This window comes from Massilia sp. CT11-137 (assembly GCF_047302885.1).
Classification (GTDB): Bacteria; Pseudomonadota; Gammaproteobacteria; order Burkholderiales; family Burkholderiaceae_D; genus Telluria; species Telluria orientalis.
Map to the genome: position 1 here is coordinate 1,973,831 of NZ_JBKYMP010000001.1, position 21,646 is coordinate 1,995,476.

Here is a 21,646-nt window from a genome sequence, read left to right on the forward strand (position 1 = left end):
GTTTGATGACTTATTTCAGGGCCGAGAAGATCGTCGTCAAACGGTCCTTCGTACCCTCGATACGCTCCAGGCGCGGGTAGCGCAGGCCGCCGCGGTAGTCGAGCGAGATCGTGCGCAGTACGTTGCCCTTCCTGACGAGCAGACGAATGGGCTTGCCGTCCTTCGCATCCCTGATCGCGGACGTCAAGCGTTCCGGCTTGTAGACGCGGTCGCCCACGGCCATGACGGTCGTGTTGGCGGCCAGGCCCGCGCGGAAAGCCAGGCCGTCCCACACGACGTTGCGCACGGCCCCGTCCTGCGCGACCGTGAAGCCGAGCGAGTACGTCAGGTCCAGCACCTTGTTGCGCTCGTCCACGCCCTTCAGGTAGTCGGTCGGCGTGTCCGTGTAGACCAGCTTCCAGCCGGCGCGGGCGAGGCCGTCCAGCGGGGCGCCGGGGCCGTGGCCGTCCAGCTTCGCGCGCAGGAAAGGCGCCCAGTCGTACGGCTGGACTTTATTGAGCGTCGCCACGACGTCGTCGAACGTGTAGAACGCGGGCAGGTGGCTGCCGTTGTTCACGCTGTAGAAGGCGCGCGCGAAATCGTCCAGCGAGCGCCTGTCGCCCGAGAGTTCGCGGATGCGCGTGTCGACGTCCAGCCAGATCAGCATGCCCTCGACGTAGTAATCCTCGCTGCGCTGCCAGTTCGGCCAGCCCAGGCCGCGGCGCGCGTTGAGGATCGGGTCGTAGACCGTGTCCTGCACGGCGCGCCACGCGCGGCCCGCGACGCTGTCGTAGCGCGCGGCGCTCGCGGCCAGCGCGTCGCGCGCGCCGGCGGCCGAGACGAGGCCGGAACGCGCGGCCAGCACGTTGCCCCAGTACTGCGTCTGGCCCTCGTACACCCACAGCAGCTCGTTGTCCATCGGGGTGTTGAAGTTGGGGACGTTCTGGCCGGCCGGGCGGCGGAACTTGCCGTTCCACGAGTGCGTGTATTCATGCGGGAGGAGGTCGCGTCCGGTCTCGCTCTTGGCCCAGTCGGTGAAATAGCCCGGCTTGACGCCGTTCTCGCTGGACTGGTGGTGCTCGCGGCCGATGCCGCCGAATTCGTCGGACAGCGCGAACAGGAAATCGTAGTGGTCGTAGTGATACGAACCATACAGTTTATACGCTTGTTGCACGAGCGCGCGGTGCGCCGCGATCTGCTCGGGCTTCGCTTCCAGGCTTTCCGGATTGTCGGCGAACACGTTCAGGCGGACGGGCACCTTGCCGCCCGGGTCGAGGTCGAAGCGCTTGCTGTAGCGGCCCGCGAACAGCGGCGAATCCATCAGCGTCTCCAGGTCGCTTGCCTTGAAGTGGACGTCGTCGCCGGCGCGGTTGTCCGTCTCCAGCGCGGTGGCGTACTGCCAGCCCGCGGGCAGCTTCAGGTTCGCCTGCACGTTGATGCCGCGCGCGACGTAGCCGGCCGGGTACAGGGTCGTCGAGATCCATTGCACGCCAAGGATATCGTCAGTCATCGTGATGCGGCCCTGGCCCGGTTCCAGCGGCGACAGGTACTGGTATTCCGCCTCCAGGCTCGTCGCGCCCTCGGGGACGTCCAGGTGGAACGCGTACACGTGCACCGGGTCGCGCTTCCATTCGACGGGCCTGCCGTTCGCCGTGAACTTCAGGCCCGCCAGCTGCGTGATCGGGCCGTTCGGGCCGTGGTTCGCGGGCAGCCATTGCGGATACAGCAGGGTGAGCGGGCCGGGCTTCACGGGGATCGTCATGTGCATGCGGAAGACCTGCTGCGACAGATCGGTCGCATCGACGTTCAACACGATGGTGCCGGGGTAGGGCTGGTCGACGGGCGCGGGCACGTCGGCATGTGCCGGAAAGGCCAGCGCCAGCGCGAGTGCGGCGGCTGAAACGGACGAAGCGAACTTGGAAGCGGTCATTGGCTGGAACCCTGGCGAAAGAACATAAACGGCCGAGTGTAGCACTGTGCAATGGGCCCAGATTCCGTCCGGCAGCGATCCAAATAAAATTTTAAAACAGGCCTTAAAAAAGATATTTTGTACGACTTGAAAAGGGGGGAGGTGGCCATTAGATTGGTTCCAACGGATGCTCACGATGAGGTCCGTCAACTTATCGCTTGTACTTTTTAGAGGATATCGAATCATGCGTACTTTTGACCTGTCCCCCCTGTATCGTTCCGCAATCGGCTTCGACCGCCTGGTGAACCTGCTCGAGCAACGCGCCGAAAGCGCGCCGAGCTACCCGCCGTACAACATCGAACTGGTGTCGGAAGACAAATACCGCATCGTGATGGCGCTCGCCGGTTTCACCCGCAACGAAATCGAGATCACCTCCGAACGCGACACCCTGCTCGTGACCGGCCGCAAACAGAAGGATGACGTGCAGCGCACCTTCCTGCACCGCGGTATCGCCCAGCGCGATTTCGAACAGCGCTTCCAGCTGGCCAACCACGTGAAGGTCGTCAGCGCCGGCTTCGACAACGGCATCCTGACCATCGAACTGGTGCGCGAAGTGCCCGAGGCATTCAAGCCGCGCAAGATCGCAATCGCTGATGCCAACGGCAACACCGACAACGTGCAAGTGCTGGAACAACCGGGCCAGCAACAACACGCCGCGTAATCGCGTCGTCCTCTCGAACGAAAGGCGCTTCGGCGCCTTTTGTCGTTCGCGCGGGCGGTAACGACGTTGTCACATCGCCTCCTTATAGTCGGGTACAACCCGTCAACGAGGAGCGATCGTCATGACCACGCACGCATCCACCCTGGGCGCGCCCGCCCGGCGTCCCACCGCAACCCGGACGTCCCCCGCCGGTATCGCACTGTTCGTGGCGTTGCTGGCCGCGGGCCTCGCCTTCAGCATCTACAGCCTCCATGCCGACGTGACGAGCGCCGGTCCCGTCGCCACCACGTGGCTCCCGTACTTCCTGCTCGGCGTTGCACTCCTGATCGCGCTCGGCTTCGAGTTCGTCAACGGCTTCCACGACACCGCGAATGCCGTCGCCACCGTCATCTACACGAATTCGATGCCGGCCGGCGTGGCCGTCGTGTGGTCGGGCTGCTTCAACTTCCTCGGCGTGCTGCTGTCCAGCGGCGCCGTCGCCTTCGGCATCATCTCGCTGCTGCCGGTGGAACTGATCCTGCAGGTCGGCAGCAAGTCCGGCTTCGCGATGGTGTTCGCGCTGCTGATCGCGGTCATCGTGTGGAACCTCGGCACGTGGTGGCTCGGCCTGCCGGCGTCGTCGTCGCACACGATGATCGGCTCGATCCTCGGCGTCGGCGTCGCCAACGCGCTGATGCACGGACGCGACGGCACCAGCGGCGTGGACTGGCCGCAGGCCGCCAAGGTCGGCTGGTCGCTGCTGCTGTCGCCGCTCGTCGGCTTCTTCTGCGCCGCGCTGCTCCTCCTGCTGCTGCGCCGGCTCGTGCGCGAGCGCGCGCTGTACGAGGCGCCGAAAGACGACACCCCGCCGCCGTGGTATATCCGCCTGCTGTTGATCCTCACTTGTACGGGCGTGTCGTTCGCGCACGGCTCCAACGACGGGCAGAAGGGCATGGGCCTGATCATGCTGATCCTCGTCGGCACCGTGCCGATGGCATATGCGCTCAACCGCGCCATGCCGGTGGAGCAGGTGACGCAGTTCGTCGCGGTCAGCCAGGTCACGCAACAGGCACTCATGCGCCAGGCCGAACCCGCGCCGCTGCCGCCGGTGGACCTGGCGCGCACGACACTGACGACCTACATCCGCACGCACAGGCTCACGCCCGCCGTCGTGCCGGCCCTTGCCACGCTGTCCGGCGACATCGGCCGCGCCGTGCACGAACACGGTTCGCTGGCACGCGTGCCGGCGCAAGCGGTCGCCAACGTGCGCAACGACATGTACCTCGCGTCGGAAGCGATGCGCCGCCTGGACAAGGAGTCGGCGCCCCGCTTCGACCCCGACACGCGCGCGAACCTGAGGGCGTTCAAGAGCCAGCTGGACGACGCGACCAGGTTCATCCCCCTGTGGGTCAAGGTGGCTGTCGCGATCGCGCTGGGCCTGGGCACGATGGTGGGCTGGAAGCGCATCGTCGTCACGGTCGGCGAAAAGATCGGCAAGTCGCACCTGACCTATGCCCAGGGCGCGTCGGCGGAGACGGTGGCGATGCTGACGATCGGCGCCGCCGACGTGTATGGCCTGCCCGTATCGACGACGCATGTGCTGTCGTCCGGCGTGGCGGGCACGATGGCCGCGAACCGCTCGGGCCTGCAAATGGCGACCGTGCGCAACCTGGCACTGGCCTGGGTGCTGACCCTGCCGGCCGCGATCCTGCTGTCCGGCGGCCTGTACTGGCTATTCTCCCACCTGTTCTGACGAGGGCATCATGCGACAAACCGACCATCCCGACCTGGTGCAGCGCGTGCGCCGCGACATCGCCGACAGCTACGACGAGGAGCTCGAGCTGGAACTGGACGACCGCGACCTCGCCCCGGAAACGCTGCTGCCGGCGCGCGCGCAGAGCGACGAGGAACGCGAAGCGCGCATGCACTACTTCCGCGAGCTGTTCCGCCTGCAAGCCGAACTGGTCAAGCTGCAGGACTGGGTCGTGCACACGGGGCACAAGGTCGTGATCCTGTTCGAAGGCCGTGACGCGGCCGGGAAGGGCGGCGCCATCAAGCGCATCATCCAGCGACTGAATCCGCGCGTGTGCCGCGTGGCCGCGCTGCCCGCGCCCAACGACCGCGAACGCACGCAATGGTACTTCCAGCGCTACGTGTCGCACCTGCCGGCGGCCGGCGAGATCGTCCTGTTCGACCGCAGCTGGTACAACCGTGCCGGCGTCGAGCGGGTGATGGGATTCTGCACCGACGCCGAATACGAGGAGTTCTTCCAGACCGTGCCGGAATTCGAGCGCATGCTGGCCCGCTCGGGCATCCAGTTGATCAAGTACTGGTTCTCGATCTCGGACGAGGAACAGAACGCGCGCTTCCTCAGCCGCATCCACGATCCGCTCAAGCAGTGGAAGCTGAGCCCCATGGACCTGGAGTCGCGCCGCCGCTGGGAAGAGTACACGAAGGCCAAGGAGATCATGCTGGAGCGCACGCACATCCCGGAAGCGAAATGGTGGGTCGTGCAGGGCATCGACAAGAAGCGGGCGCGCCTGAACTGCATCCATCACCTGCTGCAACAGATTCCGTACGTGGAAGTCGACCGGCCGTCGATCCGGATGCCCGAGCGCGAATACCACGACGATTACGTGCGGCGGCCGGTGCCGCAGGAGATCATCGTCCCCGAGCTGTACTGATCTGTTATAGTTGGCGCCGCCAAGATTGGCAACGTTTCCAATCCCAGGAGGTGCCGCATGCAGCAACCGCTCGTTCTACGCCGTATCCTGTCCGTCGTTCTCATCGCGCTGGCGCCCGCCGCCCACGCCGCCCCGGTCCAGGCCTGGATCACCACCGGCGACCAGTCGCAACTGCTCGCACGCGCGCCCGATGCGCGCCTGGAGACGTCCGCAGATGCCGCGGCGATCACCGTCGACCCGTCCACGCGCTACCAGGAGATCGCCGGCTTCGGCGCCGCGATCACGGATGCTTCCGCGGACCTGATCCAGCACCTGGACCCGGCCCGCCGCGACGCGCTGCTGCGCCAGCTGTTCGGCCGCGAAGGCGAGGGTATCGGCCTGTCGTTCACGCGCCTGACGATCGGCGCCTCCGATTTCTCGCGCACCCACTACAGCTTCGACGACATGCCGCCGGGACAGTCCGACCCGCAGCTGAAGCATTTCTCGATCGATCCGCAGAAAAGCACCGTGCTGCCGACGGTGAAGGCCGCGCTGGCCATCAATCCGCGCCTGAAGGTGATGGCGTCGCCGTGGAGCGCGCCGGGCTGGATGAAGACGAGCGACAGCCTCGTGAAAGGCACCTTGAAACCGGCGGCGTTCGACGCGTTCGCGCGCTACCTGGGCCGCTACGTCGCCGCGATGCGCGAACAGGGCGTGACGATCTCCGCGCTCACCCTGCAGAACGAACCGCACTTCGAGCCGGACAACTATCCCGGCATGCGCGTCGACCCGCACAAGCGCGCGGCGTTCATCCGCGACCATCTCGGACCGCTGCTGGCGCGTTCGCACCCCGGCACCGCCATCTTCGACTGGGACCACAACTGGGACGAGCCGGAGTCCCCCGCAATCGTGCTGTCCGATCCACGCGCGGCGCAGTACGTGAGCGGCATCGCGTGGCATTGCTATGGCGGCGACGTGCGCGCGCAGGGCCGCTTGCACGACCTGTTCCCGGCCAAGGACACGTGGTTCACGGAGTGTTCGGGCGGACGCTGGGCGCCGGACTGGTCGAAGAACCTGCAGTATTTCGCGAAGACGCTCGTCATCGACACCACGCGCAACTGGGCGCGCGGCGTCCTGTTCTGGAACCTTGCGCTCGATGCCAACGACGGCCCGCACCTGGGCGGCTGCAAGGACTGCCGCGGCGTCGTGACCATCGACGCGGCCACCGGCGCCGTCACGCGCAACGTCGAGTACTACGCGCTGGCCCACGCCAGCCGCTTCGTGCTGCCGGGCGCGCACCGCATCGCGACGACCGGGGAGAAAAGCGTCGCCTTCGTCAATCCGGACGGTTCGTACGCGCTGCTCGTGGCGAATGGCGATGCGCAGCCGCGTGCGTTCACGGTGCGCGTTGGGGCGGAGGCGTTCCGCTACACGCTGCCGGCGGCCAGCGTGGCGACGTTCACGTGGCGGGTTGCGCCATGAATGGACGACTCACTCGAAACCGTCGCCCCCGCGCAGGCGGGGGGGCAATTTGCACGCGTATCGGCGGCGCAAGCAAAATTGGATCCCCGCCTGCGCGGGGATGACGGTTCAAGGTACGTAGCCAACCGCCCCGGCTTGCAGTATGCTTGGGCCCAAAAACCAGACCAACCGGGGAGACAAGTGTCAACCATCAAGGACGTGGCCCGCATGGCCGGAGTCGGCCTGGGCACCGCATCGCGCGTCGTGCGCGGCAAGGGATCGGTGTCGCAGGCCAAGATGGAACGCGTGCAGAAGGCCATCGCCGCACTCGGCTACCGGCCGTCGCACGCGGCGCGTTCACTCCTCTACGGCACGTCGCGCATGATCGGCGTGTACATTCCCCTGTTGTCCGGCACCTTCTACACGTCGATCCTGCAGATCATCGACACGGAACTGCGCGGCGCCGGCATGCACATGATGGTGGCGTTCGGCGTCAGCCGCGAGGACGAGCGGCGCCAGGCCATCGACGGCGTCAACTTCCTCATCGAGCGCGGGTGCGACGGCGTCGTCCTCTTCACGTCGCCGCTCACCGAGGAGGACCTTGCCGCGCTGGGTCCCAAGCGCGAGCGCGTGGTCGCCCTCAACGACAGCTTCGACGGCATGCCCGGCCAGTGCTTCACGGTCGATCACAAGCTCGGCGGCCGGCTCGCGGCGCGGGCGCTGCTCGATCATGCGCACCGCGACATCGCCGTCATCGCCGGGCCAAGCACTGCCGCCGACAACGTCGACCGCATCGCCGGCTTCATGGACGAACTGGCCGGGGCGGGCATCGCCACGGACGACATCTGGATCTCGGAACGCGACTTTTCCTCGGCCGAGGGACGCGCCGCCGCGATGGAACTGGCCGCGTCCGGGCGGCCGTTCACCGCGCTGTTCTGCGCCAACGACGAGATGGCGCTCGGCGCGCTGTCGTACTTCCACGAAGCGGGCATCCGCGTGCCGCAGGACGTGTCCGTGATCGGCTACGACGACGCGCCCGCCGCCGCGTATTCGGCGCCGCGCCTGACGTCCGTGCACATCCCCTGGCGCGAGATGACCAGGAACGGCATCGCCGAGCTGCTCAACCTGTGCTACGGCTTCAACCGGCCCGTCACGCGCACCTTCCCCGTCAGCGTCAGCCTGCGCGCCTCCGTCGCGAACGTGGCCAAACGCCGCCGTTCCCAACCTTAAGGGACGTCTAAGACTGCTGCGCCAATATACTCCCTACGAAAAGAGCAGTTTTCAGAACCACTTTTTCCAATCTGGGAGCACGTCGATGTCTAACCACGGTAACGTTACTGCCATCACCGCAAAACGTCTCACGCTGGCCCTGTGCGCGGCCGGTGTCATTGGCGGCGCGGTTGGTGCGATCGCAGTCGAACACAATAATGCTTTGGCCGCCGCCGCAGCGGCCGCCACTGGCGCACCCAACCCCGCCGCCACCCCGGCTCCCGTGGCGGCCACGCCGGCACCCGTGGCCGGCAATCCTGCCAGCGTGGCCCTGCCGGACTTTACCAAGATCGTGTCGCACAACGGCCCGGCCGTCGTGAACATCCGCGTCGTCGGTACGACCAAGGTGTCGCAGCGCCAGATGCCGCAGTTCGACGAGGACGATCCGTTCTTCGAATTCTTCCGCCGCTTCCAGCCGCAGCAACCGCGCGGCGGCAACGGGCGCGGGGAGCTTGTCTACGGCGCCGGATCGGGCTTCATCGTCAGCCCGGACGGCGTCATCCTGACGAACGCGCACGTGGTGCGCGATGCCGACGAAGTCACGGTCAAGATGCAGGACCGCCGCGAATACCGCGCGAAAGTCCTCGGCTCCGATCCGCGCACCGACGTCGCCGTCCTGAAGATCGATGCGAAAAACCTGCCCGTCGTCCCGCTCGGGAACACGCGCAACCTGCAGGTCGGCGAATGGGTGCTGGCGATCGGTTCGCCGTTCGGCCTGGAGTCGACCGTGACGGCCGGCGTCGTGAGCGCGAAAGGCCGCACCATCGACAACAACGGCGTGCAGTTCATCCAGACCGACGTCGCGGTCAACCCGGGTAACTCGGGCGGCCCGCTGTTCAACACGCGCGGCGAAGTCGTCGGCATCAACTCGCAGATCTTCAGCCAGACGGGCGGCTACCAGGGCCTGTCGTTCGCGATCCCGATCGACGTCGCCGTGCGCATCAAGGACCAGATCGTCGCGACCGGCAAGGTGCAGCACGCGAAGCTGGGCGTCAGCCTGCAGGACGTCGGCCAGAGCTTTGCCGATGCGTTCAAGCTGCAGTCGCCGGACGGCGCACTCGTGGCGAACGTGGAGCGCGGCAGCGCGGCCGACAAGGCCGGCCTCAAGGCGGGCGACGTGATCCGCAAGGTCAACGGCCAGGCCCTGATCTCGGGCGGCGACCTGTCGGCCATCGTGGCGATCGCCAAGCCGGGAGACCGGCTGACGATGGACGTCTGGCGCGAAGGCAAGGAGATCCAGGTGACCGCGACGCTGGCCAGCGCCAAGGCCGATCCGGCCAGCCGCGACAACCTGGCCGGCGTCGACGGCGGCGCCAAGCTGGGCCTGGCCCTGCGTCCGCTGGATCCGGCCGAGCGCAGCCAGGTCGGCGTCGCGGCGGGTCTCGTGGTCGAGGACGCGGGCGGCGCGGCGGCCGTGGCCGGCGTGCAGCCGGGCGACGTCGTGCTGGCCGTGAACGGCAAGCCGGTGGCGTCGGTGGCCCAGGTGCGCGACGTGGTGAAGAAGTCCGCCAAGTCGGTGGCCTTGCTGGTTCAGCGCGGGGATGAGAAGATCTTCATCCCGGTGCCGATCAGCTGATGGATCGTGAAGTCTGATATCGGCACTGGTTTCTGAGAATCGGGGGATTGGATGCGGCTGCTGCTGGTGGAAGACGATACGATGATCGGCGAAGTAGTGCTCGACCTGCTGAGGGCCGAGCACTACGCCGTCGACTGGGTCAAGGATGGCGAGATGGCCGACACGGCCCTCATGCAGAACCAGAACTACGACCTCGTCGTGCTCGACCTGGGCCTGCCCCGCAAGGACGGGCTCGAGGTTCTGCGTGCGATGCGCGCCCGCAAGGACCGCACGCCGGTGCTGGTCGCCACGGCGCGCGACGCCGTCTCCCAGCGTATCGCCGGGCTCGATGCCGGCGCGGACGACTACGTCCTCAAACCCTACGATCTCGACGAACTGCTGGCGCGCATCCGCGCGCTGCTGCGGCGCGCCGCCGGGCGCGCCGAACCCATTTTCGAGTACAAGAACATCGCCGTGAATCCCGCCACGCGCGAAGTGCTGGTCGACGGCCAGCCGGTCGTGCTGTCGGCGCGCGAATGGGCCGTGCTGGAAGCGCTCGTCGCGCGTCCCGGCGCCGTGCTGTCGCGCGCCCAGCTCGAGGAAAAGCTGTACAGCTGGCGCGACGAAGTGTCCAGCAATGCGGTCGAGGTCTATATCCACGGCCTGCGCAAGAAGCTGGGCAGCGACTTGATCCAGAACGTGCGCGGCGTGGGCTACATGGTCCCGAAGGTGTGAAGGATTCCGCATGAAAGTCCGGGTCACGCATTCCCTGCGCGGGCGGCTGCTGTGGTTCCTGCTGGCGGCGATCACCATCGCGGCCGTCGCGCAGGCGTCCATCGCGTATCGCACCGCCCTCAACGACGCCGACCAGATCTTCGACTACCACATGCAGCAGATGGCGCTGTCGCTGCGTTCGCGCGTACCGCTGACGAGCACCGAGAACGCCGACGCCGACACCCCGATCAGCGGCAACGACGACCTCGTCGTGCAGGTGTGGTCGCCGGACGGCGTGCGCGTGTTCCGCAGCGCGTCGCACGCGCACCTGCCGCAGCGCGCCGTGCTGGGCTTTTCCAACGTGCGCGCGAACGGCACGACGTACCGCATCTTTTCGATCCAGACCGATAACCAGACCGTGCAGGTCGCGCAGGATCTCGCCGTGCGGCGCAGCATGGCCAGCAATCTCGCGCTGCGCACGCTGGGGCCGATCGCCGTCATGATGCCGATCCTGATGCTGGTCGTGTGGTGGGTCGTCAGCGGCTCGCTGGAACCCGTCGCGCGCGTGCGCAAGCAGGTGGCGTCGCGCCAGGCGGACGATTTGTCTCCCGTGTCCGAGGCCGGCCTGCCGGACGAGGTGCGCCCGCTCGTGCAGGAATTGAACCTGCTGTTCGGCCGCGTGCGCACGGCGTTCGACGCCCAGCAGCACTTCGTCGCCGACGCCGCGCACGAGCTGCGCACGCCGCTCGCCGCCCTGAAGCTGCAGGTGCAGAGCCTGGAGCGGTCGGACAGCCCGGACGCGAAGCGCGTCGCCGTCGGCCGCCTCACGGCCGGCATCGAACGCGCGACGCGACTGGTCGAGCAGCTGCTCGTGCTGGCGCGCCAGGAAGCGAGCGTCGCGGGCGGCGCGCCGCGCCAGCCGGTCGACATCGCCGGCGCGGCCAAGCGGGCCGTCGCGGAACTGGCGAGTGTCGCGGCCGCGAAGCAGATCGACCTCGGCCTGCAGCGCGCGGACAGCGCCGAAGTGGAAGGGCAGCCGGACGCGTTGATGATCCTGCTCCGCAACCTCATCGACAATGCGATCAAGTACACGCCGGAGGGCGGCACGGTCGACGTGTCGGTGGTGGCGGAACACCGCGGCGTGACCGTGACCGTGGAAGACAGCGGCCCGGGCATCCCGCCGGCGGAACGCGAGCGCGTGTTCGACCGCTTCTATCGCGTGCCGGGCAGCGACGCGAAGGGCAGCGGGCTCGGTCTTGCCATCATCAAGTCGATCGCGGAGCGGCATGGCGCGACGCTGGCGCTGGGCGAATCGAAGCGGCTGGGCGGGCTCGAAGCCGCCGTCACGTTCCCAACCTGAACGCATCGCGAACGTCCGCGTGGGCACGGGGTGCCCACCCTACGATTCGATCGGGCCGTAGGGTGGGCTCCCCGCGCCCACGTTCAGTCAGCGGCAACGTACAGGGCCGTAGGGTGGGCTCCCCGAGCCCACGTTCAGTCAGCGGCAACGTACAGGGCCGTAGGGTGGGCTCCCCGAGCCCACGTTCAGTCAGCGGCAACGTACAGCCGGATATTCGCCCCGTTGCCTTCGATGGTCTTCACCAGCCGGTAGCGATTGGCGAGTTCCTTCATCACGATCCCGTCCGGATCGTACAGCTTCGCCAGCCGCTCGATCAGCCACACGCGCGGATGCCCGGCCGTCAGCGCCCGGATCCGCATGACGTCTTCAGGCGCGATGTTCGGCGCGCCGGAATTGCCCGTGTAGGTGCGCGCCAGGTGCAGCGCGGGGAAAGGGCCCGGCAGATAGGCGACGGCCGGCCCCGACTTCATGTAGTAGGTGACGGGCATCTGCACCTCGTTCGGAAACGCGAGCACGACGTCGCCCGGCCGGCTGTCGCGCGCCACCTGCGCCAGCATCCCGCGCCAGTCTTCCGTGTGCGAGCGATAAAAACCCGCCACGGCATATGCGGACAGCGCCAGCACGACGGCGACGGCGGGCAGGCGCCAGCGCGACGGCAGCCGGACGACGCCCAGCGCCGTCAACACCATCCCCAACGGCCCGAGCCACAGGAACAATCGCGACAGGAACACCGGCTTCACGACATAGCTGTAGCCGGCGAGCGCGAGGATCGGCAGCACGAGCACGCACGCGAACAGCCAGAAATGGGCGCGCGCCCGCTGCCACAGCCAGGCAAAGCCCAGCAACACGAGCAGCGCGACGGGATAGTGCAGCACCTGGCCGCCGCTGATCACGGTCCAGGCAGCGGTGACGTTACGCGGCGTAAAACGGATCCAGTACGACAGGTGCGCCATCGCCGCGTTCTGTTTGACGAGCATCGGGATGAACGGCGACCACACGAGCAGTGCGCCGATGCCGGCTGCAGCCACGGCCAGGATCTGCGGTCGGCGCGGGCCGGGCGCGCTTGCCAGCAGCGCGACCGTCATCCCCGTCCACAGGCCCAGCGCGGCGAACACGCCGGTGTTGTGCAGCCACATCGTCAGGCCCGCGCTGACGGCGAGGCCGGTGATCCAGCACCACCGGCGGGAATCTGGTCGCACGAAGGACCGCACGAGCATGCCCGCAAAGAACACGGCCAGCGATCCGGCCAGCGCCTGGAGCGCGTACGGCCTGGCCTGTTGCGCATACTGGATGCTCGCGGCGTTCACGGCGAGGAACAGGGCGGCCAGCAGCGCGACACGCTCCGCCTTCGCACCGATTCGTGCCCAGCGGGCGCCGGCGGGCAGCGCGAACACCGTGAGCACGCTGGCGAGGACGGACAGGCTGCGCATGGCCGCCTCGTGCGTGCCGAACAGCGCGGTCCAGCCCTTGAGCAGGGTGTAGTAGAACGGGGGATGCGTCTCGTACAGCGGCACGCTCGTCCACAGTTCGCGCAGCGGGACGGCGGCGAACCACGCGCTGTACGTCTCGTCCAGCCATAGCGAGCGGCCGGCCAGCGTGGGCAGGCGCAGCAGCAGGGCGAGGCCTGTCGCGAGCAGGGCCAATGTCCAGAAGCGGGCCTGTGGTAGGTCGCGCCCGCGCGGCGCGGCGGTCGACAGGGGCGTCAGCGGGCCTTGCTGGCTTGAAATGTCCATAGCGAATTGACGACATAGGTGACGCACACCAGGATGCCCGTCACGAGGACCTGGGCCAGGCGATAGTCGAGGCGCACGCCGTTCACCAGCACGGCCATCGCGGCACCGTTGAGGGCCGCTGCCATGCCGGCCGTCGCGAAGAAGCGGGCAGCCGTACGCCAGGCCAAATGCGAATGCGCATGGCGGCGGAACGTAACGACGGCGTTCATCACGAAATTGATGACGGCGCCGATGAGCGCGCCGACGACGGACGCCGGCACGGGCGCGAGCACGCCGAGCGAGACAGCCGTGAACAGGAAGGCGTAATGCCCGGACATCCCCGCCAGGCCGACGGCTGCATAGGTCAGGAAGCGGCCCACGCCGCCGCGTTCAGGCATGGGCCATCGCCTTTTCGTAGCGCTTGCGCACGAGGTACACGGGCCGTCCCTTCGATTCGAGGTAGATGCGGCCCACGTATTCGCCGAGCACGCCGATGCCGATCAGCTGGATGCCGCCGAGCAGCAGGATCGCCGTCGCCAGCGACGCATAGCCGGGCACGTCGACGCCGTACAGCATCGTGCGGATGACGAGCCAGAACGCGCGCGTCAACGCGAAGATCGCCACGCTGACGCCCAGGTAGGTCCAGATGCGCAGCGGCAAGGTCGAAAAGCTGGTGATGCCTTCCAGCGCAAAATTCCACAGCTTCCAGCCGGAAAACTTGGTCTTGCCCGCCGCGCGCGGCGCACGCTTGTATTCGACGACGGCCGTCTTGAAGCCGACCCACGCGAACAGGCCCTTCATGAAGCGGCACGATTCCGGCAGCGTCTTCAACGCGTTGGCGACATTGCGGGTGAACAGGCGGAAGTCGCCGACGTTTTCCGGGATCGGCAAGTCGGCCATGTCGTTGTGGATGCGGTAGAAAAATTGCGCGGTCCATTTCTTCAGCAGCGAATCGGACTCGCGGTCGGCCCGCTTGGCCAGCACGACGTCGTAACCCTCGCGCCATTTCTCGACCAGCCTGCCGATGACGTCGGGCGGGTCTTGCAGATCCGCATCGAACGGCACGATGAGGTCGCCGCGCGCTTCGAAGATGGCAGCCGTCAGTGCCGCCTCTTTGCCGAAATTGCGCGTGAGATCGACGACGCGCACGCGGGCATCCGCGTGGGCATACGCGATGAGGGAGTCGAGCGTGCGGTCGCGGCTGCCGTCGTTTACGCACAGGATCTCGAAGCGGATGTTCGGAATGCGTTCGAGTTCCGGGATCACGCCGCTGAAGAAATGCGGGATCATCTCCTGCTCGTTGTAGAACGGCACGACGAGCGACAGCAGGGGCGGTTCTATCGGGCCGACCGCGACCTTGTCGGGAACCACGGTTTCGTTGGGGAAGCTCATATCGATCCGTCGACAGCCTGGTATGCATCAGCGATAAAACATAACACAGGTTGGTCGAACGCGATGTTCGCATTGGCGTGCGATGACGGTAGATGCCGTCAGGATGCGTTCAGTTCGGTTCGGAAACGTACCGGTCAACGTCCTCCCCGCGGAGGCGGGGATCCAGTTTGCATGCGTTGCGGCAGCTCATGCAAACTTGGACCCCCGCCTGCGCGGGGGGCGGTATTCCGGATGCGCCTACGTTTTTAGAACTTGTGCGACAAACGCGCGAAGTAGGCGGCGCCGTTCAGACCGAACTGCACGCTCTCGTACTTGAAGCCATTGTCCGTCTCATCCGGATTCTGCTGCGTCGGATGCACATTGAAGATATTGGTGCCGCCGACGGTCAGCTTGGTCGTCTCGGTGAACGACCACGTGAACGCGAGGTCGGCCGACGTCTTGGCCTTGTAGTACTGGTTCGGCACCGGCGGACCGGAGAACGTGCCCAGCGTCTGCGGACCGTAGTGGATGATGCGGAAGTCTGATTCCAGCTGGCCCAGCGTGTAGTCGAAGTCCAGCGTGGCCTTGCGGCGCGGGCCGCCCTGTTCGATGAACAGGCGCTCGCGTTCGGACAGCAGCACGTCTTCGTAGCCGGCCAGCGCGGCCGGTGCATGCACGCCCGTCACTTCGGTCTTGCTGAAGTTCATGGCGAGATACGTGGCCAGCTTGCCGGCGCCCAGGTTCGTGCGGTGCGACGCGGTCAGGTCCAGGCCGCGCGTGCGGGTGTCGACGGAGTTCACGAAGAACTGCGCCTGGCCCACGCCCAGGTTCTGCAGGATGGCGCCCAGGGTCGGGTAGTTGTCGGCGTCGAAGCGGCCCGACAGCACGATGCGGTTGTCGATCTGGATGTGGTACAGGTCGGCCGTGACGGAAATGGCTTTCGTCGGCGTCCACGTCGCGCCCAGCGTGTAGCTCTTCGATTTCTCTTCATGCAGCTTCGGGATACCGGCCGCGTTGGCGACCTTGCCGCCGTTCGGCGCGAGCACGACGTCCATCGGCACGCCGGCGACGAAGTCGGTGAAGGTCGACGAGAAATAGACCTGTTGAAGAGACGGTGCGCGGAAGCCCGTGCTGGCCGAGGCGCGCAGCAGCAGGTCGTCCGTCGCCTTGAAGGCGCCGGCCACCTTGCCGGTCGTCGTCGAGCCGAAGTCCGAGTAGCGCTCGTGGCGCACGGCGGCCTGCAGCTTGGTGCGCGGGGCGATGTCGGCCTCGAAGTCGAGGTAGGCGGCGGAGCTGTGACGGTCGCGGTTGGTGGCGTCGCCCGGCTGGAAGCCCGGGAAGCCCTGGCTGCCGGCATTGCCGCCGAAGCCCAGGCCGTCGACGTCGTTGTACGAACCCGGCTCGCCCGCGAAGATCTGGTAGTTCTCCTTGCGGTATTCGAAGCCGAACGCGGCGTTCAGGCCGCCGAGGATGTCGTCATAGAAGCGGCTGAAGTCGGCGTTGGTCGTCAGCTGGCGGAACGAGAAGCCGCCGGCGTCGAACTGCGACGGGCTGATGCCCTTGCCGCCGTTGATCAGGTCCAGGTTCGCGATCGACGCGTTCAGGGTGTGCGCGATGTCGTAGCGCATGCGGTTGTAGCCATAGGTTTGCGAGAAATCGCTGGCCCAGTCGCCGATGCGGGTGCGGTAGCCGATGATGCCGTAGCGGTCGTCGATGTCGCCGTTGATGAACGGGACGAAGCCGCCCGGGTACATGGCGGCCGAGTTGCGCGACGGGATGTCGTCCGAACCGATGCCGCCGCGCGCCCATGCCGCCGACGACGCATCGCGCGTCTGGGCGCCGGCCGTCAGGTACAGCTTGCCCGGGCCGACCGGGAATTCGCCGTTCAGGTAGACGGTCTCGTTCTTCGACTTGGTGTCGCCGATGATGCGCAGGCTGCCCGGGTCGGAGCGGTTGGAGCGGCCGCGGTCGTAGTATTCGCCGGTGATGCCCAGCACGCCGTCCGCGACGGCCACGCCGCAGTACGCGGAGGCCAGCCAGTTCTTGCCGTCGTGCCTGGAATATTCGCCGAAACCGGCAACCGCTTCGCAGCCCAGGTCCTTGCGCAGCTCGACGTTGATGACGCCGGCGATGGCGTCCGAGCCGTATTGGGCGGCGGCGCCGTCGCGCAGCACCTGCACGTTCTTGATGGCGAGGACGGGGATCGCGTTCATGTCCGTGCCCGTGTTGCCGCGGTTGCGCGCGCCGAACAGGTTCACGAGGGCCGTCGTGTGGCGGCGCTTGCCGTTCACGAGCACGAGGGTCTGGTCGGAGCCGAGGCCGCGCAGGGCGGCGGAGTCGACCAGGTCGGCGCCGTCGGCACCGGTCTGGCGCGTCGAGTTGAACGACGGCGAGATGTTGGCCAGGGTCTGGGCCAGGTCGAACTGTCCGCTCTGCTCGGCGGCCTTCGTCAGCGGGATGTAGTCGACGGGAACCGGGGTATCGGTGGACGACGTGTTGCCGACGCGGCGCGAGCCGACGATGTTGACGCTCTGGATATTGGCGTCGGAAGCGGCGGGCGCGGTGGCATTTTGTGCGAAGGCGGCCGGCGCGAAAGCCAGTGCCGCGCTGCCGTACAGGCCCAGCAGGACGGACTGGCGGATCGTTGTAAGTTTCAAGGGGTGGGCTCCAGGGAAAAATTGCATATTAATGAATTTCCATGAAGGCAACCATTGGACGTCTCATAACCGCAACAAGCTCATCCATATCGGGAATTCATGGCGAGTGTTGGAATTGATGAGTGATTGTCGAAAGGCGGGGACCGATGGCCGACGTGGAATGGCCATTACAGCGTCGTATCACTTCCAAATACTCAATGAAAAATGCCAGTCAGCTTGACTGACTGGCATTGCGCGAAGCTGCCCCTTGATACCTGGCCGACCTTAGTTGGTGTAGATCAGGCCACGGCCGGTTCCGCTGAAGTAGATGCGGCCGTAGGTATTCCAGTCGCCCGCGATCGCTCCGATGCCGCCGAACTGGTGGGCGTCGTCGTTGAAGCGCGACCAGGTGGCGCCGCCGTCGTCGGAGCGCCACACGCCCCACACGCCGCTCCTCGTACCCACGACGTAGACCGCGGCCGAGTACGACGCGCCGGCCTTGGCCTTGCCCAGGGCGATGGCACTGGCAGCCGGGGATTGCCCCGTCGTGCCGCTGCCCGCCACCGTCGCGAAGCCGCTCAGCTTCGTCCAGGTCGCCGCGGAGTCCGTCGAATGGTACACGGCGTTACCGTCCGTCAGCCAGAGGTCGCCCTCGGCGTTCGGGTTTACCACCATCGACGTGGTCCACCATGCGTTCGGCGCCAGTTGCGCCGCCGTCGAGCCCGCGCTCAGCGTGAAGGTATGGCCGCCATCGGTCGAGACGTAGACCTTGCCGGCGGTGCCCCACGTTGCGCCGCCCGAGTCATAGGCGTAGACCTTGCTCGCGTTCTTGCGGTCTGCGGCCAGGCGGTAGCCGCGATCCCAGCCGTTGGCCACGCTCGGCAGCGGCGGCAGGTTAGTTGCGGTCCAGCTCGCGCCGTTGTTCGTGGTGTACGACGGCACGGAATTGGCCGGCGCCCAGATCACGTTGTTGCGCGACGTGACCACCAGGGTCGTGGAGCCACCCGTATTGTCCTTGGCTCCAGCGGGCAGGGTCGCGAAGTTCGCCCACGTCGCGCCGCCGTCGCCGGACCAGAAGCCGAAGCCCTTGGCATCAAGCCAGTTTGCGACGCCCGAACCGGCGATGTATTGCGGATCGGACCATGCCACGTCGGCCGCGTTGCCGCTGCTCCAGTTTGGCGTCGGGCCCCTGGTAGGTTTCGTCGCGAGGTCCGTCTGGGTCCAGGTGCCGATGTCGCCCGCGCTGTTGACGAACTTGTACGTCGCGCCGGCCGGCGGGGTGACGAGCGCATTGGTCGCGGTCTCCTCGAGATTGGTGACGGCGTCGCCCCAGGTCGGCGTGGCCGTCGAGGCGTTCAGCGTTTCGAGGATACCGCCGCCATGGACGTGCGAGATGTGGTCGGGGTTGCTCGGATCGATCTCGATGTCGTCCACCCAGCCGCCGCCGCTGCCGCCCGGCTTGCCCAATTCGATTTCCTTCCAGTTGGCACCACCGTCGACCGACAACTGGACGACCTGGCCGAAGCCCCAGGTGTTCGCGACGCCCAGCACGATGCGCGCATTCGCGCCGCTGCCGTAGACGGACAGGCCGCCGTAGCCGCCGTAGTCGACGCTGTTGAGCAGATCGAACCTGGTGCCGTCGAACTTGTACAGCTTGCTCGGCCCGCCGATCCCTGGGCCGCTGCCCTGGGTGAACGGCACATAGATCGTGCCGTCGACGCCGCGCACCATATGCGGAATGAAGCCGGAGACCGGCGTCGCGACCGGTGCCCACGACGCGCCGCCGTCGGTGGATTTGTACAGGTTCGAGGTCAGGCCGGCCGCGGCGACGTAGTCGGGCGCGATGGCCACGTAGATGGTCTGCGTGGCCGTGCCGGTGCCCTTGGTGCTCGTATCGAACACGACCGTCTCGATGCCGCCGTCCTTGACCTGGGCCGACGTCATCGTGACGGACGACAGCGACGTGACCTGGGCCCAGGTCTTGCCGGAATCCGTGCTCTTCCACAGGCCGGCCACGCGCGAGCCGAAGAACAGCGTCGACGGCTTGTTCGGATCGACCATCAGGCGTTCGCCGAGCGGGCGGCCGCCGTTATTGCCGCCCATCGCGAACGGCACGTCATAGTGCGTCCACGTGTTGCCGCGGTCGCTCGAGATATAGATACGGCCATTGCCTTCGAACGTGTACATGCCCGTCATCATGTAGACGAGCTGGTCGTTGTTCGGATCGAGGGCGATGCTTTCGATGCCGTGGAACCGGCTCTCGGTACCGCTGAAGCCGAGGCCGTCCGTGATCGGCGTCCACGACTTCGACGTGTCGTCCCAGCGGTAGGCGCCGCCGATGTCGGTGCGGGCATACAGCACGTGCGCGGACGTCGGGTGATAGATCAGGCCCGTGACGTAGCCGCCGCCGCCCCACTTCACGCTCGTCCACGTGGCGGCCGCGCCGCTGGCGTCCGTGCCTGGGCTCGTGCTGCCCGGGTCGGTCGTGCCGCCGGTGCCACCCGTGCCGCCGGTGCCGCCCGTGCCGCCGGTGCCGCCCGTGCCGCCGGTACTGCCAGTACTGCCGGTACTGCCGGTACTGCCGGTGCCGCCGGTGCCGCTCGAGCCGCCGCCGCCGCCGCCGCAGCCTGCCGCGAGGCTTGCGATGATCGCCAGGACGATGAGTCGTTTGTTTTGAATTCCCATGATGTCTCCTACCAGATACAAGATTAATGGTTCAATGTCCGGGGCCGGCGGACGGCGCCAGGTATGGGTGTCGAAACTGCCCTCGGACTGGCGCGACGTTTATAGAACGCAAATGTTTTTTATATATTCAATACCTTCGAGGCCGCACGATCACGCCGCAGCTACCTGCTTCGTCAGAAAGCGAGTGCTGTCCGCCTCTGCTCCGATATCAGATCAGTTCAGGACAGGATCGCCGGATCGCCGAGCCAGGAAACGGATCCGCGAAAGATCCTCCGCCGTTCGGGAGCGTTCGGCGTCCGATACCCGGATTAACCAAATATTCCGCCACAATTAATAAACATTAACTGAGTCTAGACGCCAACATTTTCTACTGTCAACGCGAATTGCGAGTGAAAAATGCCAGGCCACAGTATGATTTTTCGTTTGGCCGGCCACGGCCGGTGCGCTGTTCGTCGCCATGATGGGCTACGGCCAGGCCAGCGACCGCCGGCGTTCGCTGGCCGCCGGCTTCGACCATCACCTCGTCAAACCGCTGGATTTGCAGGCGTTATACGCGCTCCTCGACGCGTCCATTCCGGGCTGAGTAGAATGCCTGCCATCCAACAGCCCAAAAGGAAAACAGGATGAGCTCGATTCCGCTCCCTACTTACGATGACGTCGTCCAGGCCGCATCCCGCATCGCCGGCGTCGCCAACCGCACCCCGGTCCTGACGTCGCGTACCGTCGACGAGGCCTTCGGCGCCCAGGTCTTTTTCAAGTGCGAGAACATGCAGCGCATGGGCGCTTTTAAATTCCGCGGCGCCTGCAATGCCCTGATGAAGTTCTCGCCCGAGCAGCGCCGCGCCGGCGTCGTCGCGTTCTCGTCGGGGAACCACGCGCAGGCCATCGCGCTGTCCGCGAAGCTGCTCGGCATCCCCGCCACGATCGTGATGCCGCGGGACGCCCCCGCCGCCAAGGTCGCCGCCACGCGCGGCTACGGCGGCAACGTCGTGATGTACGACCGCTACACGGAGGACCGCGAACAGATCGGCCGCGACCTCGCGCAAAAGCACGGCCTCACGCTGATCCCGCCGTACGATCACCCGGACGTCATCGCGGGGCAGGGTACGGCCGCGAAGGAGTTGTTCGAGGAAGTCGGGCCGCTGGATGCGTTCTTCGTTTGCCTGGGCGGCGGCGGGTTGCTGTCCGGCGCCGCGCTGGCCACGCGTGCCTTGTCGCCGTCATGCCGCCTGTACGGCGTGGAACCGGAGGCGGGCAACGACGGCCAGCAATCGTTCCGCTCGGGCGCGATCGTGCACATCGACACCCCGCAGACCATTGCCGATGGCGCCCAGACCCAGCACCTGGGGAACCTCACGTTCCCGATCATCCGGCGCGATGTCGACGACATCCTGACGGCCACCGACGACGAACTGGTGCAATGCATGCGCTTCTTTGCCGAGCGCATGAAGATCGTCGTGGAGCCGACCGGCTGCCTTGGGTTCGCGGCGGCGCGGCGCATGCAGGATGAGTTGCGCGGCAAGAAGGTCGGGATTCTCGTCAGCGGCGGCAACATCGACCTGGCGAAGCTGAGCGGCTTCCTGGCCGGCTGACTAGCGTCAAACCGGGGTCAGAGCCCGATTTTTGGAAATT

At 66.7% G+C, this 21,646-nt stretch carries 16 protein-coding genes; 10 read left to right on the forward strand and 6 right to left on the reverse strand.

The window, feature by feature from the left end; translation table 11 throughout:
* Positions 1 to 10 precede the first annotated feature (10 nt).
* Positions 11 to 1,909, reverse strand: coding sequence for a M61 family metallopeptidase (locus ACEN98_RS08880; protein WP_413383553.1), 1,899 nt, complete (start codon positions 1,907 to 1,909; stop codon positions 11 to 13).
* Positions 1,910 to 2,132: 223 nt separating this feature from the next.
* Here ACEN98_RS08880 and ACEN98_RS08885 point away from each other — a divergent pair, with 223 nt between their 5' ends.
* The 8 genes from ACEN98_RS08885 (at position 2,133) to ACEN98_RS08920 (ending at position 11,610) form a co-directional block, all read left to right on the forward strand.
* The gene (locus tag ACEN98_RS08885; protein WP_105378364.1) at positions 2,133 to 2,609 is read left to right on the forward strand and encodes an Hsp20 family protein; all 477 of its coding nucleotides are present in this window, start codon (positions 2,133 to 2,135) and stop codon (positions 2,607 to 2,609) included.
* A 121-nt stretch (positions 2,610 to 2,730) separates the two neighbouring features.
* Complete coding sequence (locus ACEN98_RS08890) at positions 2,731 to 4,341, forward strand: inorganic phosphate transporter (RefSeq protein WP_413383555.1); 1,611 nt, start codon at positions 2,731 to 2,733, stop codon at positions 4,339 to 4,341.
* Between the two features lie 10 nt (positions 4,342 to 4,351).
* On the forward strand, positions 4,352 to 5,272 hold the full coding sequence (ppk2, locus tag ACEN98_RS08895; RefSeq protein ID WP_413341513.1) for a polyphosphate kinase 2: 921 nt from the start codon (positions 4,352 to 4,354) through the stop codon (positions 5,270 to 5,272).
* Positions 5,273 to 5,329: 57 nt separating this feature from the next.
* Positions 5,330 to 6,733, forward strand: coding sequence for a glycoside hydrolase family 30 protein (locus ACEN98_RS08900; protein WP_413383557.1), 1,404 nt, complete (start codon positions 5,330 to 5,332; stop codon positions 6,731 to 6,733).
* Positions 6,734 to 6,913: 180 nt separating this feature from the next.
* On the forward strand, positions 6,914 to 7,942 hold the full coding sequence (locus tag ACEN98_RS08905; RefSeq protein ID WP_413383559.1) for a LacI family DNA-binding transcriptional regulator: 1,029 nt from the start codon (positions 6,914 to 6,916) through the stop codon (positions 7,940 to 7,942).
* A gap of 85 nt (positions 7,943 to 8,027) precedes the next feature.
* Positions 8,028 to 9,557: a Do family serine endopeptidase gene (locus ACEN98_RS08910; RefSeq protein ID WP_413383561.1), complete on the forward strand. Its 1,530-nt coding sequence runs from the start codon at positions 8,028 to 8,030 to the stop codon at positions 9,555 to 9,557.
* A gap of 51 nt (positions 9,558 to 9,608) precedes the next feature.
* Positions 9,609 to 10,271, forward strand: a complete 663-nt coding sequence (locus ACEN98_RS08915; protein WP_056136559.1) for a response regulator — start codon at positions 9,609 to 9,611, stop codon at positions 10,269 to 10,271.
* A 10-nt stretch (positions 10,272 to 10,281) separates the two neighbouring features.
* Positions 10,282 to 11,610, forward strand: coding sequence for an ATP-binding protein (locus tag ACEN98_RS08920; RefSeq protein ID WP_413383562.1), 1,329 nt, complete (start codon positions 10,282 to 10,284; stop codon positions 11,608 to 11,610).
* A 185-nt stretch (positions 11,611 to 11,795) separates the two neighbouring features.
* Here the strand turns inward: ACEN98_RS08920 and ACEN98_RS08925 are convergent, their stop codons facing one another.
* The 5 genes from ACEN98_RS08925 to ACEN98_RS08945 all read right to left on the reverse strand — a co-directional run bounded on the left by ACEN98_RS08925 (position 11,796) and on the right by ACEN98_RS08945 (position 20,014).
* Entirely contained in the window at positions 11,796 to 13,343 is a 1,548-nt protein-coding gene (locus tag ACEN98_RS08925) for a hypothetical protein (protein WP_413383564.1), read from the reverse strand.
* Positions 13,313 to 13,720, reverse strand: coding sequence for a GtrA family protein (locus ACEN98_RS08930; RefSeq protein WP_413383566.1), 408 nt, complete (start codon positions 13,718 to 13,720; stop codon positions 13,313 to 13,315). Before ACEN98_RS08930 ends, ACEN98_RS08925 begins: the two co-directional genes overlap by 31 nt.
* Entirely contained in the window at positions 13,713 to 14,714 is a 1,002-nt protein-coding gene (locus ACEN98_RS08935) for a glycosyltransferase family 2 protein (RefSeq protein ID WP_413339554.1), read from the reverse strand. The genes ACEN98_RS08930 and ACEN98_RS08935 overlap by 8 nt, the downstream gene beginning before the upstream one ends.
* Positions 14,715 to 14,959: 245 nt before the next feature.
* On the reverse strand, positions 14,960 to 17,350 hold the full coding sequence (locus ACEN98_RS08940; RefSeq protein ID WP_413383568.1) for a TonB-dependent receptor plug domain-containing protein: 2,391 nt from the start codon (positions 17,348 to 17,350) through the stop codon (positions 14,960 to 14,962).
* Between the two features lie 264 nt (positions 17,351 to 17,614).
* Entirely contained in the window at positions 17,615 to 20,014 is a 2,400-nt protein-coding gene (locus ACEN98_RS08945; protein ID WP_413383570.1) for a VPS10 domain-containing protein, read from the reverse strand.
* 457 nt (positions 20,015 to 20,471) lie between these two features.
* Between ACEN98_RS08945 and ACEN98_RS08950 the strand changes: the two genes are divergently transcribed.
* On the forward strand, positions 20,472 to 20,597 hold the full coding sequence (locus ACEN98_RS08950) for a hypothetical protein (protein ID WP_413383572.1): 126 nt from the start codon (positions 20,472 to 20,474) through the stop codon (positions 20,595 to 20,597).
* 40 nt (positions 20,598 to 20,637) lie between these two features.
* Positions 20,638 to 21,606 carry a threo-3-hydroxy-L-aspartate ammonia-lyase gene (locus ACEN98_RS08955; protein WP_413383574.1) on the forward strand — a complete coding sequence of 323 codons (969 nt, stop codon included), beginning with the start codon at positions 20,638 to 20,640 and terminating at the stop codon, positions 21,604 to 21,606.
* Positions 21,607 to 21,646 lie beyond the last annotated feature (40 nt).

Coding starts and splice junctions, on each gene's coding strand:
- ACEN98_RS08935 (WP_413339554.1), bottom strand. CDS start 14,714: ATGAGCTTCCCCAACGAAACCGTGGTTCCCGACAAGGTCGCGGTCGGC.
- ACEN98_RS08955 (WP_413383574.1), top strand. CDS start 20,638: ATGAGCTCGATTCCGCTCCCTACTTACGATGACGTCGTCCAGGCCGCA.
- ACEN98_RS08885 (WP_105378364.1), top strand. CDS start 2,133: ATGCGTACTTTTGACCTGTCCCCCCTGTATCGTTCCGCAATCGGCTTC.
- ACEN98_RS08915 (WP_056136559.1), top strand. CDS start 9,609: ATGCGGCTGCTGCTGGTGGAAGACGATACGATGATCGGCGAAGTAGTG.
- ACEN98_RS08920 (WP_413383562.1), top strand. CDS start 10,282: ATGAAAGTCCGGGTCACGCATTCCCTGCGCGGGCGGCTGCTGTGGTTC.
- ppk2 (WP_413341513.1), top strand. CDS start 4,352: ATGCGACAAACCGACCATCCCGACCTGGTGCAGCGCGTGCGCCGCGAC.
- ACEN98_RS08880 (WP_413383553.1), bottom strand. CDS start 1,909: ATGACCGCTTCCAAGTTCGCTTCGTCCGTTTCAGCCGCCGCACTCGCG.
- ACEN98_RS08890 (WP_413383555.1), top strand. CDS start 2,731: ATGACCACGCACGCATCCACCCTGGGCGCGCCCGCCCGGCGTCCCACC.
- ACEN98_RS08910 (WP_413383561.1), top strand. CDS start 8,028: ATGTCTAACCACGGTAACGTTACTGCCATCACCGCAAAACGTCTCACG.
- ACEN98_RS08925 (WP_413383564.1), bottom strand. CDS start 13,343: ATGGACATTTCAAGCCAGCAAGGCCCGCTGACGCCCCTGTCGACCGCC.
- ACEN98_RS08945 (WP_413383570.1), bottom strand. CDS start 20,014: ATGGGAATTCAAAACAAACGACTCATCGTCCTGGCGATCATCGCAAGC.
- ACEN98_RS08900 (WP_413383557.1), top strand. CDS start 5,330: ATGCAGCAACCGCTCGTTCTACGCCGTATCCTGTCCGTCGTTCTCATC.
- ACEN98_RS08930 (WP_413383566.1), bottom strand. CDS start 13,720: ATGCCTGAACGCGGCGGCGTGGGCCGCTTCCTGACCTATGCAGCCGTC.
- ACEN98_RS08950 (WP_413383572.1), top strand. CDS start 20,472: ATGATGGGCTACGGCCAGGCCAGCGACCGCCGGCGTTCGCTGGCCGCC.